Below are 13,260 nucleotides of genomic sequence, written 5' to 3'. Positions count from 1 at the left end.
TCCTCATCCGCTCCGGGTGCTCTGTCGAGCGCCACCGGCGCTGTTGCGATGCTCGCGCACCGCGATCCGGGCCAGCTTTGTCAGCATCATGCCGTTGCGGATCGAGACGATGTAGTCCACAGGGAGCCCGTGCATCCGGATGCCGGGACCCCGCAGGGGGTGCCAGTCGAGAACGAAAAGGGTGTTCTCGCCCCAGGGGATCAAGTTCATGGCGATGCGGGCTGCGCCGAAGGGGTCTGCCTTCGCTTCCAGTTCCAGACGGCGTTCCGGCTCACAGATGCGTACGACACAGGTGTCGTCGAGGGCCAGTGGGCCGACACCGACTCGGACTTGGAGGCGGGCGCCTACTTCTGGCCAGTGCGGGTCAGCGGCGATGACCTGTTGCGTTCCTGAGACCCATTCCCCGTAGCGATGGCCATTGGACAGCAGGCCCCAGACTCTCGACGGCGAGCTCAGGATCAACCGGAGATTCCGGGCCACATCACCCACGCTCCCTCTGTCCGCTGCTCCTCGACACTAGCCGCGCCGTACACCTCCGGCATCCGCAACAGTGGTCAGGCCCGGCGCCCACACGGCATCGTGCGCGCCCGGGTCAGCAGGCAGGATCACAGCCCTGATCGGCGGTGCCCGTCCAACGGGCGCCGAGTTGTGCGCTCGTCCAACCAGGTGACGGCGGCGACCGTCCGAGCTCGGATGCCCCGGTCCCGGGCCGGCTGCCGTTTCGGCCTTAGATCGGCATCGAGATCATCGCCCGCCTGGTCACCATCGGCGGTGTCGCCAGTGTTCCCGTGACAGCCCACAGAGGGCGGAGTGGGACATGGCCGCGCGGGTCCGGCCGGGGTACACACCTCGACAGGCTGGTCGGAGACCAGCACTTTACTGCCCGCGTGATGACACGGTCAGGCGGGCTGCCACAGCTCGATCCGATTGCCCTCAGGATCGGTGACCCAACCGAATCGACCGACACCCTCCATGTTTTGAGTTTCGTGGGCCACGTCCGCTCCCTTGGCGCGCAATTGCGCGAGCATCGCATCCAGGTCGCCGACTCGGAAGTTGAGCATGGTCTGCTGGGCTCGGGGCCCGAAGTAGTCGGTCTCGGACTCGAACGTCGCGAACACCGTCGCACCGGGTTCCTGATGCCACAGCCCGTTCTCATCGGCGTCCAGACCCAGGCAATCGCGATACCACGCGCTCAGGGCCCCCGGGTCGGTGGCCCGCATGAAGTATCCGCCGATTCCAAGCACACGTTCCATGTCGCTATCTTGCCAGGACGGCGATCGGGCGCGCGGGCACCACACCATCGCCCGCTTCACACCCCTGTCTCAATCGTGGGGGAAGTCGTCAGAGAACCTTGAGCATGCGTTCCGCCAAGACGGATGCCGACGCAGGGTTCTGTCCGGTGAACAGGTTGCGATCCACCACCGTGTAGGGCTTCCACATCTCGCCCTTGGTGAAGTCGACGCCCATCTCGATGAGCTCGGTCTCGACCGTCCACCTGGCCCGTTGGGCGAGTCCGACCGCTTCCTCTTCCTCGTTCGTGAAGGCGGTGACCCGGTAGCCGACGAACGGCGACTTGCCATGGATCCTGGTCGCCAGCATGGCCGCCGGCGCATGGCAGACGATGGCGAGCGGCTTGCCGGAAGCCAGGGCCGCCGTCAGCAGCCGGCCCGCGTCGGCATCGAGGCACAGGTCCTCCATGGGCCCGTGGCCTCCTGGGAGGTAGACGGCGTCGTAATCCTCCAGCCGGGCATCCGCCAGTTGGATCGGGCGCCGCAACACCTCCGCGGAGCGGATGATCGCCTCCAGATCGAGTGCGATCTGGGCGCTGCCGGCCATCTCGGGGCGCAGGCTCATCATGTCCACCGTCGGTACGACCCCGCGAGGGGTGGCGACGACGATCTCATGGCCGGCCTCGGTGAGGGCCTTGTACGGGGCCGCGAACTCTTCGGCCCAGTAGCCCGTCGCGTGCCTGGTGCCATCCTTGAGCGTCCAGTACGCCGTCCCAGTCATCACGAAAAGCAGCTTTGCCATGGACAATCGCCTTCCCGTCCAGATCCGACATGGTTAGCGCATATCCCCCAGTGAAAGCATGGTCTGTGCGCAAGTCATCCGCGAGGTGTGCGATGCTGTCGGAAACGAAAAGCGGACCTGACCTGCCATTTCCTTGAGTGACGCGCCATCTCGAGTACACCGCCACCTCGAGATCATCCAGGGCGCCACGAACGGCCTGGGACGGCCATCCGGCCGAGGCGCAGAGCTTCGCGGTCACCTGCCACGACCCGGACGCACTGACGGACAGCAGGGCGGGAGGCAACCCCTGCCTGGCTTGGCTTCCGGCCCGTGGCCCACGCCTGGAGCGAGCCATGCTCACGCCGGTCTTCGGGGTCCTCGATTCTTCCTCGCACCATGATTTTATCCACCTGGATTCTCCGGAGTCCGTCATCGTCGGACGGCGTTTGTGGATTCCGCGCGCAGAAGCGCCCCAATCAGACGGAACGACACCGCGCGCCGACTCGGAAGCAATCGGATTGCCGCTCAGGAGATTAGTTGTCCGGCTGCTACTGCCAAGTTCTGGCGCGCCCGTCGATGCATCATCCGGAGGCAGTCTTCCGGACGGTTTGGGCCGATCCGGTGAAATGCCCTACGGCCGAGTCGTGTCGGACGGGTGTCCGACTTCCCCCCGGTACGCTCCGAGGTCGTTATCCGAGTTCTCGGAACCTACCGATGAATTGCGCACTGTCTTCCTCAGGAGGGACTGGCGAGAATGCCTGTAGGTCAGGTGTTGAAAGGTGTTTCCCTGTTCCTGGCGGGCAGCATTTCGGGGTGGCCGAGCGGGGCCCCCGGAGTGAATCACGAAGCCAAGCCGGCGCGCTCGGATATTCCCTGCTATGCCGCTCCGTGCTCGGTCCCTGAAGCATCTGCATCCCGGCGTAACACCGGCCTTCCCTCATAGGGGGACCCCAAGCTGCTGCCGGGCGCGGAAGGGAAGAAGGTGCTGGTCGTCGGGGATTCCTGGGCTCGGGACGCGGCTACCGGGATCACTGCGGCCTTTGGCGGAAAGGGGCAGGTCAAGGATGCCTCAGCACTCGCCTGCGGGATCCGCAAGCCGATCAATCCGATGCCGAACAGGAATTGTCCGAACTGGGAGGTCGAGTGGCCTGCCCTGATGGACAAGGTGCGACCGGACGCGGTTCTGCTGAGCGTTCAGTGGGATGCGGCCGAGCAGCAGATCGGCCCAGGCGGGAAACTGGTGACGATTCGCGACGACGAGGCGCGCAGGAGGTTTGTCACCAATCTTGACCGAGCCATCCGGATCCTCTCCCGGAGGAGGACCCCGGTCTACGTCTTCGAGTCCACCTTTCAGCACTCCCCGGGTTCAGTGGGGACCTTGCTGTCCGGGATTCTTCTGGAATTCAGCAAGAAGTATCCTGGGGTACATTACCTGGATATCTACCACCAGCTCTGCAATGATTTGAATCAATGCCCGAGGGAGATTTCCGGAGTACCGGTATACGGCACCAACGTGCACTGCAGCAAGGAAACCAAAGTGCGCCTTGGGAATTGGATTCTCAATTCGATGTTTCATCGATAGACGGCGCGCAACGAAAAATGCAGTCCAGCGACTAAAGGAATGAAGTTAGTACGCCAGCCGTAGATCGTGATCTCCGCTGGGTGCTAGCTGGCGCAGTCAGCAAGGATGTCGGACGCGTATTGCATCGGGTCCTTTCCTTTTCTGGCGGCCTCAGCGACAGACACTAGATACGCCGTCAGTTCACTGGGGTCTATGTCCCTGGGTGGCGCTGAATGAGGTCATCCCGCAGACCGCGGCGGCGTCCCTCGCTATGAGTGCTCAGTACGGCCTACGGCGCCATCGACAGGGATCTCCCAGCAGGGGGCGACTTCTGCGCGGCCGACTCACGCGCCTGGCGATCCTTCCCGGTCTGCGGGGGCGGGTCCCTTCGAGACCGGGAGGTGGCCGTGCAAGAGGAGGCTGACGAGTTGGTCCACCACCGCCTCGCCCGGCGGTATGTGGTTCACCGCGGCCAGGTACACGACGGTTCCGGAGTAAATGTCGACCATCAGTGAGGTATCGGTGTCCGGCGGCAACCGGCCTTCGAGGCGGGCCCGCTCCAGCAGGTTCTCGACCGACGCGCGGCGGGGTTCGATGAGTTCGGCGAAGGCTCCGGTGCCGGTGGGATCCTCGATCACGTCGGCGAGAAGCGCTGGGAGGATCAGGCAAGTGGGCATGGCGGAGACGAGCTCGATAGTGAGACGGACGGCCGTGCGGAGGTCGGCTTCGAGGTCGCCGGTCTCGTGGATGGGAGGCAGGGGGACTTCCCCGCTGAGGGCCTCGATCACGAGTGCGGCCTTGTTCGGCCACCACCGATAGATGGTGGCCTTGCTGACTCCGGCGCGCCGGGCGATGCCTTCGAAGGTTAGCCGCTGGTATCCGACCTCGCCGAGGAGGTCTTTCGTGGCTCGGAGCACGGCTTCGTGAGATTCCCGGCGACGCCGACGCGAGTCAGGCGCGATGTGGTCGGGTTGGGCGTACTCAGGAGCCACAGTGCTCTGGCGGCCGTCTTGCCTCCTGGGAGTGTCCACCGCATGTCTCCCTTGTGAGCCACTGGAACCCATTGATTTTGCCGGAAAAGTGGCCCTATATTGACGAAACGGTGCGTTTCGTACTGTATGCTCCGTCTTGTACTCAATAGTAAGATCCGCAAGCCTGCTTGGAAAATGCTGGGACGTGGTTCAGCAGGTCCGGCGGGTGGATCACCACGCGTCAGACCCGCGCGCAGGATCTGGCGCCTATGGGCGTTCCCCCTGAGCGCCCGAGATCCCTGTTGCGACCCCCCGGAAGGGGGACATCATGCGCGCAACTACGAGCAGGATGCGGCGGATAGCCGCTGTGATCTGCACGGCACCCATCTTTGCCATCGCGGCCGGAGCCGGCGCTGCCAGCGCGGCCGTCTCCCCCCCGTCGTCCCATGTCGCTTCGGACTACAGCAAGAGCCTGGGAGATCGCCTCTCCCACGGTGACGGCTGGGGCTGGGGTTGGGGAGACGGTGGCGGCTGGGGTTGGGGAAACGGTGGCGGCTGGGGTTGAGGAGACTGCGGCCACTCCGGTGACGGCTGGGGTTGGGGAGACCGCGGCGGTGGCGGGCACGGCTACTGACGCTCCAGCGTGGTGAGCTCGCGATCAACGTTCGGCAGTTTCGTGAGTGCCGAATCCGGATGCCCGGACACCTCGGGCATCCGGACCCGTCTGAAGCGACAGGCCTCTCATCCGACTGATAGTCGGGGCGGTGGGTAGCGGTGAGGATCGTGTGCGTCGGTGCGGGGCCTGCGGGACTGTACTTCGCGATCTCGGCCAAGTTGCGCGATGCCGGGCACGAGATCACCGTTTATGACCGTGACCCGCCCGCGGCCACCTACGGCTGGGGCGTCGTGTACTGGGACGACCTGTTGGACGTCCTCTATGGCAACGATCCGGAAAGCGCGCAGGAGGTCACCGCCAGGTCCGTGCTGTGGCAGGACCAGGAGGTGCGTGTGCACGGCTCGGGCGGCGAGCAGACGGCGCACTTCGGGGGTTACGGATACAGCATCAGCCGATCTGCATTGCTCGACGTCCTGGCCCGGCGTGCCTCGCAGCTCGGCGTCGACGTCCAGTATGGCCACCGCGTTGCAGAACACTCGACGCTTCCCGAAGCGGACCTTCTCGTTGCCGCCGACGGAGCGACCAGCGGGATCCGGGGACAGAGCGCAGCGTTCGGAACCCGCATTGAAATCGGTCTCAATCCCTACATCTGGCTCGGCACGGACCAGGCGTTCCGCAGCTTCGTGTTCAGCTTCGAGCAGACGTCCGCCGGATGGATCTGGTTTCACGCCTACCCATCGGTCGCGGGAATCAGCACCTGCATCGTCGAATGCTCACCGCAGACCTGGCACAGTCTGGGACTCGACGTGCTCGGCCGCGACCAGGGAGTGGAACTGCTGGAGGACACGTTCAAGCGCGCGCTCGACGGCCACCGCTTGATCAGTCGATCACGGGGCGCACCGGCGCACTGGCAGCGCTTCGCGCACGTGACCAACAAGACCTGGTACCACGGCACGACGGTGCTCGTCGGCGACGCTGCCCACACCACCCACTTCACGCTGGGGTCGGGCACCAGACTGGCGATCATCGACGCGATCGTCCTCGCACACAGCCTGCAGAAATACCTTGACGTGCAGGACGCCCTGCGGGAGTACGACCGCCATCGCCGCGCGGAACTCCATCCGGTGCAGGCGGCCTCGCGTACGAGCATGGCGTGGTTCGAGCACTTGGACCAGTACATCGACCGCGACGCTGTGGCGTTCGCGCACGCCATGTCGGTACGCCACGGCGGCCAGAGCCCCTGGCACCACCAACTGCACCTTGCCACCCAGATCGCTGCCGTACGCACGGCACGCCGCGCCTTTGCCACTGGCCGACGTTGGTACCTCGCCCGCCGGCGAGGAGAAGGAAAAGACGACCAGTCACGTCAAACTGGCCGACTACCCTGCCCGTCCGGACTTGATCAGCAGGGAAGCCGTGACGGGTAGACAGTGGAGGTATGGGCCTTCGACGTCGCATTGCAGATCTCCTGCCGACGCGGTCCTGCGCGACGACGTAGCCATGATGGTGAGTCAATCCTTGCTCATGCGGTAATAACTTCGCTGTTCAGGAGGCTGGTACTCCAGCTGCAGATCGTGATCAGGCGTCATGAGACGCTGCCCTTCGTGATCGCCAAGCTGCAGTGCGTGGCGTTGGACTGTGCCGATGTCGTTGAGCTGTCCGGTTCTACCAGTCGCTTCTCGGTGGCGTAGTGAACCAGCCGGACCCGCGGTGGTCGCTCGGCGAGGGCTGGGCGACGCTCCACACCGACGGTGGGTTCGTGCTGGCCTTCCATCGCGTGGAAGACCATCGGCCGCCGCGGTGGCCGGACTCCGCTCACCCTCAGCAGTTCCACCTCGACCTGGGGTCAAGGACCTGGAACGAGCCCAGGAAGACGTTCTCAGGCGGGGCGCCACACTGCTCGACGAAGGTGATGGAAAGCGGAGTTGGCGCATTTTTGCGGATCCGGCAGGACACCCGTTCTGTCTCGTCCGGGACTGACAGGGACACCGAAAAGGTGCGGCCACCGGTGATCATCATGAGTTGTGTGGACTAACGACGAGACGGTGGCCGCAGGCCACAGCATAGATCCCGCCCGATGGCGGGAGGCGTTCGAGGTGGCCATGAGCCGGATCGCGGGCCGCTTCAGCCGCTACGAACCGCGGCTGCGGGCCGGGCGGCTGGTGCTGGGCCTGCTGTCTGACCTGCCGCGCAAAAACTGCTGGACGATCGCGGAGTGGGCCGGGGAGACCAGCCCGCACGGCATGCAGCATCTCCTGTGCCGGGCTGTCTGGGACGCCGACGCCGTCCGCGACGACGTGCGCGAATACGTCGTCGAGCACCTCCACGACGAGGCAGCGGTGCTGGTCGTCGACGAGACCGGCGACGTGAAGAAGGGCACCCATACCGTCGCCGTCCAGCGCCAGTACACCGGCACCGCCGGCAGGATCGAGAACTCCCAGGTCGCGGTCTTCCTCGTCTACGCGGGCGAGCGGGGACACGCGGCGGTGGACCGGGAGCTGTACATCCCGCGCTCCTGGACATGCGACCCGGATCGCTGCCGGGCAGCGGGGCTCGGCGAGGACACCGTCTTTGCGACCAAGCCGGAACTGGCCCGCACGATGATCGAACGCTTCCTGGACGCCGGACACCACGTGGGCTGGATCACCGGGGATGAGGTCTACGGCGGCAACCCGAAACTGCGCACGGCTCTGGAGAAACGCGGCATCGGCTATGTCCTCGCGGTGGCCTGCTCGGCCGAAGTGACCACCGGTGCGGGCACCTTCCGCGCCGATGCCCTGGTGAAGAAGGTGCCGAAGCGGGCCTGGCAGAAGCTCTCGGCTGGACGCGGTGCGAAGGGACAGCGGTTCTACGACTGGGCCGTCATCGATCTCACCGAGGCGGCGCCGGGCAGCCGCCAACTGCTGATCCGCCGCAGCCGCACCACCGGCGAACTCGCCTACTACCGCTGCTTTTCACCCCGGCCGGTGCCGCTGACCGAGCTGGTGCGGGTCGCCGGATCCAGATGGCGTGTGGAGGAAACCTTCCAGACCGAGAAAGGGCTGGCCGGACTCGATGAGCACCAAGTCCGCCGCTACCCCTCCTGGACCCGCTGGGTCACCTTCGCGATGCTCGCCCACGCCTTCCTCGCCGTCGTCCGCGCCGACGAACACGCCCGCAACCCCGCCCCGGACGGGCTGGTCCCGCTGTCCTGCAACGAGATCCAGCGCCTGTTCATCACGCTCGTCGCCCAGCCCCTCCACGACATCGCCCACCGACTCGGCTGGTCCGACTGGCGACGTCGCCACCAGCAGCGATCACGCACCAGCCACTACCAGCGACAAGCCGCATCCCAGACATGAAGATCACGATCTACAGCTGGAGTATTAGTTCCTTCAGTTGGAGATCAGCGGCCCCGCTGTAGTTTGAGGACCGGTGGGTGGCGGCCGTGCCGTGGGGTGTTCGGCTTCGCGGGCACGGTTGCGCCGCCTGTGACAGGCGCGGGCGACGGCCTGGTGGCAGCGTCGCCACCAGGACCAGTGCAGGCCGTGGCGGATCCGCTCGGCCGGGGTGGGCTGGGGTGCCATCACCCACAGCAGTCGGGCGATTTCATACGCCGTGAACGCGATAGCGGCGGTGCCGGTAGGGCTGGTGGGATCGGCGAGGTCCCCCTGTGTGGCCGGGAGGCGTGTCCAAGCTGGCGTGCAGGATCTCCGCGACGCGGTCGGGGCCGGGGGCGGGCTCCTCGTCGCGGGTGGCGGCCGCGGCCTGGACAGCCAGGAAGGCCGCGGCCAGCTGGGCCAGGGTGATGTGCCGGTACCAGCCGTGGAAGGAACGCACCTCGTAATCGGCCATCCCGGCGGCCGACTTCGCGAGCTTGATCGCTTCCTCCACTCGCCAGCGGGCCCCGGGTACACAGACCAGCTCTTCCACGGTGGTCTCGGGCGGGCCCCAGGCCAGGTAGTAGTCGCGCCCGGTGGGGGTCTGCGGCCGTCGCCGGGCGATGAACCACCGCGCCCACGCCCCGTCGCCGGTCTCCGCCTCAGGGTCGGGGATAGGGCGTACCCACCACTGCCAGACGCGGGAGTCGAGCTGGGAGGGGCCGGCCGGCAGGGTGACCCAGTCGTCCTCGGCGGCGTGCCGCTCCACCAGCCTCGCGGCGTGCCGCCAGCCGGGACGGGGCAGCACCGTGTGGTTGGCCTGCACGTTCACCGCGTAGGGCAGATGGTGCTCCTCCAGGAAGACGCGGAAGGCGCCGTCGCGTCCATAGACCTCATCGGCGGCCACCCACACCCGGTCCTCGGGAAGGTTGGGCAGCGTACGGGCGATCATCTGCTCGGCCAGGCGGGGCTTGGTGGCGAAACCGACGGTGTCGGGGACGTGTGCGGCGCGGCAGCGGGCCCGGTCCTCGGTCCATTCCCGGGGCTGGTAGATCTCCCGGTCGATCAGTGCCTGCCCGCGTCCGGTGGCCCAGGCGGCCATCACCCCGATCTGGCACGGGAAGACCCCGCCGAGCGTGCCGGAGTACTGCCTGGCCACCCCGACCGAGGCCCGGCCCTTCTTGGCGAAGCCGGTCTCGTCGACCACCAAAACCCCCGCTCCGCCGGGCCCAGCTCCCCTCCCGCCGTCGTCCAGGCCATCGATGACGTAGCGTCGGGTGAAGTCCCGCAGCGCATCGACGTCCCAGACCGAGCGGTCCAGCAGATGCTGCTGCCCCCACGGCTCGGCGTCGCCGCCGTACTCGGCAAGCTGCCAGCCATTCTTGCGTGACACCGGGGAGAGCAGGCCGCGGATGCACCGCGCGGCCCGCATCCGCAGATCCGCCCGCGGGAAGATCCCGCCAACCTCCACCAGCAGGTTCTCCAACTGATCGGAGAACTCCTCGGCCCGCTCCCGATCGGTGATCTCCGGCATAATGTCCAGTAACTCCGCCTTCATACAAGGCAGTTACCCCCACACGATGACCGAGGAACTACAGCGGGGCCGCTGATCTCCAACTGAAGGGTTAGTTGCCGGGAGGAAGCCCTTCGGGCGGCAACAAAAACACGTGCCCATGCTCTAGCTATTGCCATTGCCACCACCCGCTCTGACGTGGCGGCGGCTAGGGCGCGCACGGCCTGTGTGTGGCGCCTGCCCTCGGCCCGCTTGCGGTCACCGATCTGCGCCGTGCCCGCCCCACGCCGCTGATCAGCATGTGGGAACGCCTCGAACAACCTCGCCGTGAATGTCTCCAGGTCCTTCCGGGCTTCGGCAATTCCCTGGGTGGCATGACATGACGACGCCGCCCGCGGTCGAACAGACATGCCCCTCCTGAATGCAACTGAGCAGGCTCTACTAGGATCTGGGGCGCGTCCGGACATAGCGCAGAGGCAGGCGCACGCACTGCGTAGGCGAATCACGCCGGTTCGAATCCGGTCGTCCGGACGCTTCCGGGTCCCGTAGAGCAGAGGCAGACTCGCCGCCTTGTCAGGGCGGATACGCCGGTTCGAATCCGGCCGGGACCACGGTGCGGCACGGACACGGGGCGGGAACGGATGGGCGAGGCGACCGGCGGGACGTTCAGCGAGGCCGAACTCGCGGTCTTCCACCAGGTGGTGGGCAAGCTGCGGGCGCTGCCCGTCGACGACCCGGTGCGGCTGCAGGCTGAGCAGGTCGCGTCCTCCTTCGCGCGCGACGGGCGCCTCCGTCGGCGCAAGGCCCGGGGCACCGAGGTGTCCGCGGCGGATGCCGCCGTGATGGCCGCCACCGCGACCGGCGCCCCGGACCGGCGCGAGGACGCCCCGCTGGCGGTGCCCGGCAGTGGAGGAGTCTTCCGCAAGCCACGCCACTGCTATGTCTGCAAGTCGTCCTACCGACAGGTCGACACGTTCTACCACCGGCTGTGTCCTGACTGTGCCGCCGACAACCGGCGCCGCCGCGCCCTGAGCACCGACCTCTCCGGCCGCCGTGCCCTGCTGACGGGCGGCCGGGTGAAGATAGGTTTCCAGCTGGCGCTGATGATGCTGCGGGACGGCGCCGAAGTGCTGGTCACCACCCGCTTCCCGCACGACACCGCTCGCCGGTTCCGCGCCGCGCCCGGCAGCGAGGCATGGCTGGACAAGCTCACCGTCCTCGCCGTCGATCTGCGCGACCCGCGCCAGGTACTGGGCCTGTGCGAGGAACTGCGGCAGGAGGGGCGGCCGTTGGACATCCTCGTCAACAATGCGGCACAGACCCTGCGTCGGCCGCCCCAGTCGTACGCACTGCTGGCCGCCGGCGAGTACGACGCCCTGCCCGAGGGCGCCCGCCGGGCGCCCGGCTTCACCCCGATGCGGATACTGCCCGGCTCGGCCGCGTCCCTGCCTGCCGTGCTGCGCGAGGCTGACGAGGCCGGGCTGCTGCCCGACCCGTCCCCCGAGAACTCCTGGTCGGCCCGGCTCGGCGCACTCGACCCCGCCGAGGTGCTGGAGACCCAGCTCGTCAACGCCCTCGCTCCGGCGCTGTTGTGCGACCGACTGCTACCGCTGCTGCTCGCCTCCCCGCACGCGCGTCGCTACGTGGTCAACGTCACCGCTGTGGAGGGCAGGTTCGCCGTCCGCAACAAGACCTCCGGCCATCCGCACACCAACATGGCCAAGGCCGCGCTAAACATGCTCACCCGCACCAGCGCCGCCGAACTCGCGGAGCAGGGCGTCCATATGTGCGCGGTCGACACCGGCTGGATCACCGACGAGAACCCCGCCCCCAAGAAGGCCCGGATGACGGGCGCCGGGTTCCGCACTCCGCTGGACATCGTCGACGGCGCGGCCCGCGTCTACGACCCGATCGTGCGTGGCGAGGCCGGCGACCCGGTCTCCGGCGTGTTCCTCAAGGACTACCAGGAGGCGGCGTGGTGATGGTGGACCCGATCGAGCCGGAGGTCGGTTTCGCGGGCGTGCCGTCCGTCGTGCCGCGTCCGGTGGCCGACCTCGTCCCGCTGCTGGACTGGCTTCGGGCGGGCCGCCCGGCAGGGGAGCGCCTGGACTTCACGGCCGGTACGGCACTGCCCGACGGCCGGCTCGACCTGTGCAAGCAGGCGCTGGGCGCGCAGGGCGCCGCACTGGTCGCCGAGGCTCTCGGTCAGGGCCCTTCCCCGGTACGGCACCTGCTGCTCGGCACGGACGCCCTCGGCGACGAGGGCGCCGTCGCGGTGGCCGGGAGCGCCGCGCAGGTCGATACGCTCTACCTCGGCTGCAACGGCATCACTGCGGGCGGCGCATGCCGCATCGCCGACCAGCTGCGCGCCTCGCCGCACGTCGTCACCGGCATGTGGCTCAAACGGAACCCGCTCGGCAGCGCCGGAGGCAGCGCGGCGGCCGCACTCATCGACTCCGCACGGTCGTTGCGCACCCTCGACCTCGTCCAGACCGGTCTCGACCCGACCGGTGCCGCCGCACTCGGGGACGCTCTCCTGGTCGCCGCCGGCAACGGCCGCCGCATCGAGCGGCTCTTCGTCGGCGGCAACCCGCTGGAAGAGGCCGGAGCGCAGGTGCTCGCCGCGGTGATCGCCGAGGGCGCGGTGAACGAACTGTACGTGTCCGCCGCCCGGTTGGGCGACGCGGGCGCCCTCCGGCTCGCCGCCGTGCTGGAGCGGGCGCCGTACGGGCGGCTGACGCGCCTGTCGGTCGCGAGCAACGGCATCGGACCGCAGGCCGCGGCCCGGCTGGTCACGGCCGCCACCGCGGCCGGGGTCGCCCTGCTGGACCTCGGCCGGGTCCGCGCGGCGGCCGTGCTCGGCGCGGCCGACAACCACGTCGACCTGGCGGCCGCCGAAGCGATCGCCGAAGCCCTCGCCACCGCCGAGCACCGCCTCGCCCACCTGGTCCTCAGCCACACCGGGATGCGCAGCCGTGAGGCCCACCGCCTCCTCGACGCCGCGCCCCGCGCCGCCATGGCCACTCGCTTCGTACTCGGCCCCGGCATCGCCGGTAGCATCAAACGCCGCCTCGCCGCCCTCAGCGCCCACATCCCGGCACCCGCCGTCCCGCCCGACGTGGCCGCCGTCCGCAGCGTCCACCGGACGGCGGCGCCGCGTGGCGCGGACACCGGCGCGTAGCGGGTCGACGCACAGCGGGTCGACGCACACGACGCATAGCGGCTCGGCC

General features: G+C 67.9%; 11 protein-coding genes, 2 tRNA genes and 1 pseudogene. 9 read left to right on the top strand and 5 right to left on the bottom strand.

Features of this window, described 5'->3' with window-relative positions; translation table 11 throughout:
* Positions 1–3: 3 nt before the first annotated feature.
* The 3 genes from ACQEXA_RS49000 to ACQEXA_RS48990 all read right to left on the bottom strand — a co-directional run bounded on the left by ACQEXA_RS49000 (position 4) and on the right by ACQEXA_RS48990 (position 2,031).
* The gene (locus ACQEXA_RS49000; RefSeq protein ID WP_432923795.1) at positions 4–480 is read right to left on the bottom strand and encodes an SRPBCC family protein; all 477 of its coding nucleotides are present in this window, start codon (positions 478–480) and stop codon (positions 4–6) included.
* Between the two features lie 419 nt (positions 481–899).
* Positions 900–1,253 carry a VOC family protein gene (locus ACQEXA_RS48995; RefSeq protein ID WP_432923797.1) on the bottom strand — a complete coding sequence of 118 codons (354 nt, stop codon included), beginning with the start codon at positions 1,251–1,253 and terminating at the stop codon, positions 900–902.
* A gap of 88 nt (positions 1,254–1,341) precedes the next feature.
* Complete coding sequence (locus tag ACQEXA_RS48990; RefSeq protein WP_432923799.1) at positions 1,342–2,031, bottom strand: type 1 glutamine amidotransferase domain-containing protein; 690 nt, start codon at positions 2,029–2,031, stop codon at positions 1,342–1,344.
* Positions 2,032–2,168: 137 nt separating this feature from the next.
* Between ACQEXA_RS48990 and ACQEXA_RS48985 the strand changes: the two genes are divergently transcribed.
* The gene (locus ACQEXA_RS48985; RefSeq protein ID WP_432923801.1) at positions 2,169–2,774 is read left to right on the top strand and encodes a hypothetical protein; all 606 of its coding nucleotides are present in this window, start codon (positions 2,169–2,171) and stop codon (positions 2,772–2,774) included.
* Positions 2,775–2,992: 218 nt separating this feature from the next.
* A complete protein-coding gene (locus tag ACQEXA_RS48980; protein WP_433133097.1) occupies positions 2,993–3,592 on the top strand; it encodes an SGNH hydrolase domain-containing protein in 600 nt (199 codons plus the stop codon).
* 323 nt (positions 3,593–3,915) lie between these two features.
* On the opposite strand, the gene ACQEXA_RS48975 is transcribed toward ACQEXA_RS48980, so the two are convergent.
* Entirely contained in the window at positions 3,916–4,488 is a 573-nt protein-coding gene (locus tag ACQEXA_RS48975) for a TetR/AcrR family transcriptional regulator (protein WP_359411385.1), read from the bottom strand.
* 828 nt (positions 4,489–5,316) lie between these two features.
* On the opposite strand from ACQEXA_RS48975, the gene ACQEXA_RS48970 reads away from it, so the two are divergent.
* The 3 genes and pseudogenes from ACQEXA_RS48970 (at position 5,317) to ACQEXA_RS48960 (ending at position 8,499) form a co-directional block, all read left to right on the top strand.
* Positions 5,317–6,585 (top strand): FAD-dependent monooxygenase, encoded by a 1,269-nt coding sequence (locus ACQEXA_RS48970; protein ID WP_432923805.1) that lies wholly within the window; start codon positions 5,317–5,319, stop codon positions 6,583–6,585.
* A gap of 177 nt (positions 6,586–6,762) precedes the next feature.
* A pseudogene (locus tag ACQEXA_RS48965) lies at positions 6,763–7,138 on the top strand (VOC family protein).
* Between the two features lie 122 nt (positions 7,139–7,260).
* On the top strand, positions 7,261–8,499 hold the full coding sequence (locus ACQEXA_RS48960) for an IS701 family transposase (protein ID WP_432938892.1): 1,239 nt from the start codon (positions 7,261–7,263) through the stop codon (positions 8,497–8,499).
* A gap of 247 nt (positions 8,500–8,746) precedes the next feature.
* Here ACQEXA_RS48960 and ACQEXA_RS48955 read toward each other — a convergent pair whose 3' ends face one another.
* Positions 8,747–10,075, bottom strand: coding sequence for an IS701 family transposase (locus tag ACQEXA_RS48955; protein ID WP_432933157.1), 1,329 nt, complete (start codon positions 10,073–10,075; stop codon positions 8,747–8,749).
* A 414-nt stretch (positions 10,076–10,489) separates the two neighbouring features.
* Between ACQEXA_RS48955 and ACQEXA_RS48950 the strand changes: the two genes are divergently transcribed.
* The 4 genes from ACQEXA_RS48950 to ACQEXA_RS48935 all read left to right on the top strand — a co-directional run bounded on the left by ACQEXA_RS48950 (position 10,490) and on the right by ACQEXA_RS48935 (position 13,211).
* Positions 10,490–10,561 (top strand) — tRNA-OTHER (locus ACQEXA_RS48950).
* 8 nt (positions 10,562–10,569) lie between these two features.
* Positions 10,570–10,641 (top strand) — tRNA-Asp (locus ACQEXA_RS48945).
* 30 nt (positions 10,642–10,671) lie between these two features.
* Positions 10,672–12,012: an SDR family NAD(P)-dependent oxidoreductase gene (locus ACQEXA_RS48940; RefSeq protein WP_432923807.1), complete on the top strand. Its 1,341-nt coding sequence runs from the start codon at positions 10,672–10,674 to the stop codon at positions 12,010–12,012.
* Positions 12,012–13,211 carry a ribonuclease inhibitor gene (locus ACQEXA_RS48935; RefSeq protein ID WP_432923809.1) on the top strand — a complete coding sequence of 400 codons (1,200 nt, stop codon included), beginning with the start codon at positions 12,012–12,014 and terminating at the stop codon, positions 13,209–13,211. Before ACQEXA_RS48940 ends, ACQEXA_RS48935 begins: the two co-directional genes overlap by 1 nt.
* Positions 13,212–13,260 lie beyond the last annotated feature (49 nt).

Source organism: Streptomyces sp. CA-106110 (assembly GCF_050936285.1).
Lineage (GTDB): Bacteria > Actinomycetota > Actinomycetes > Streptomycetales > Streptomycetaceae > Streptomyces.
This window is presented reverse-complemented; position numbering and strand designations above follow the sequence as displayed.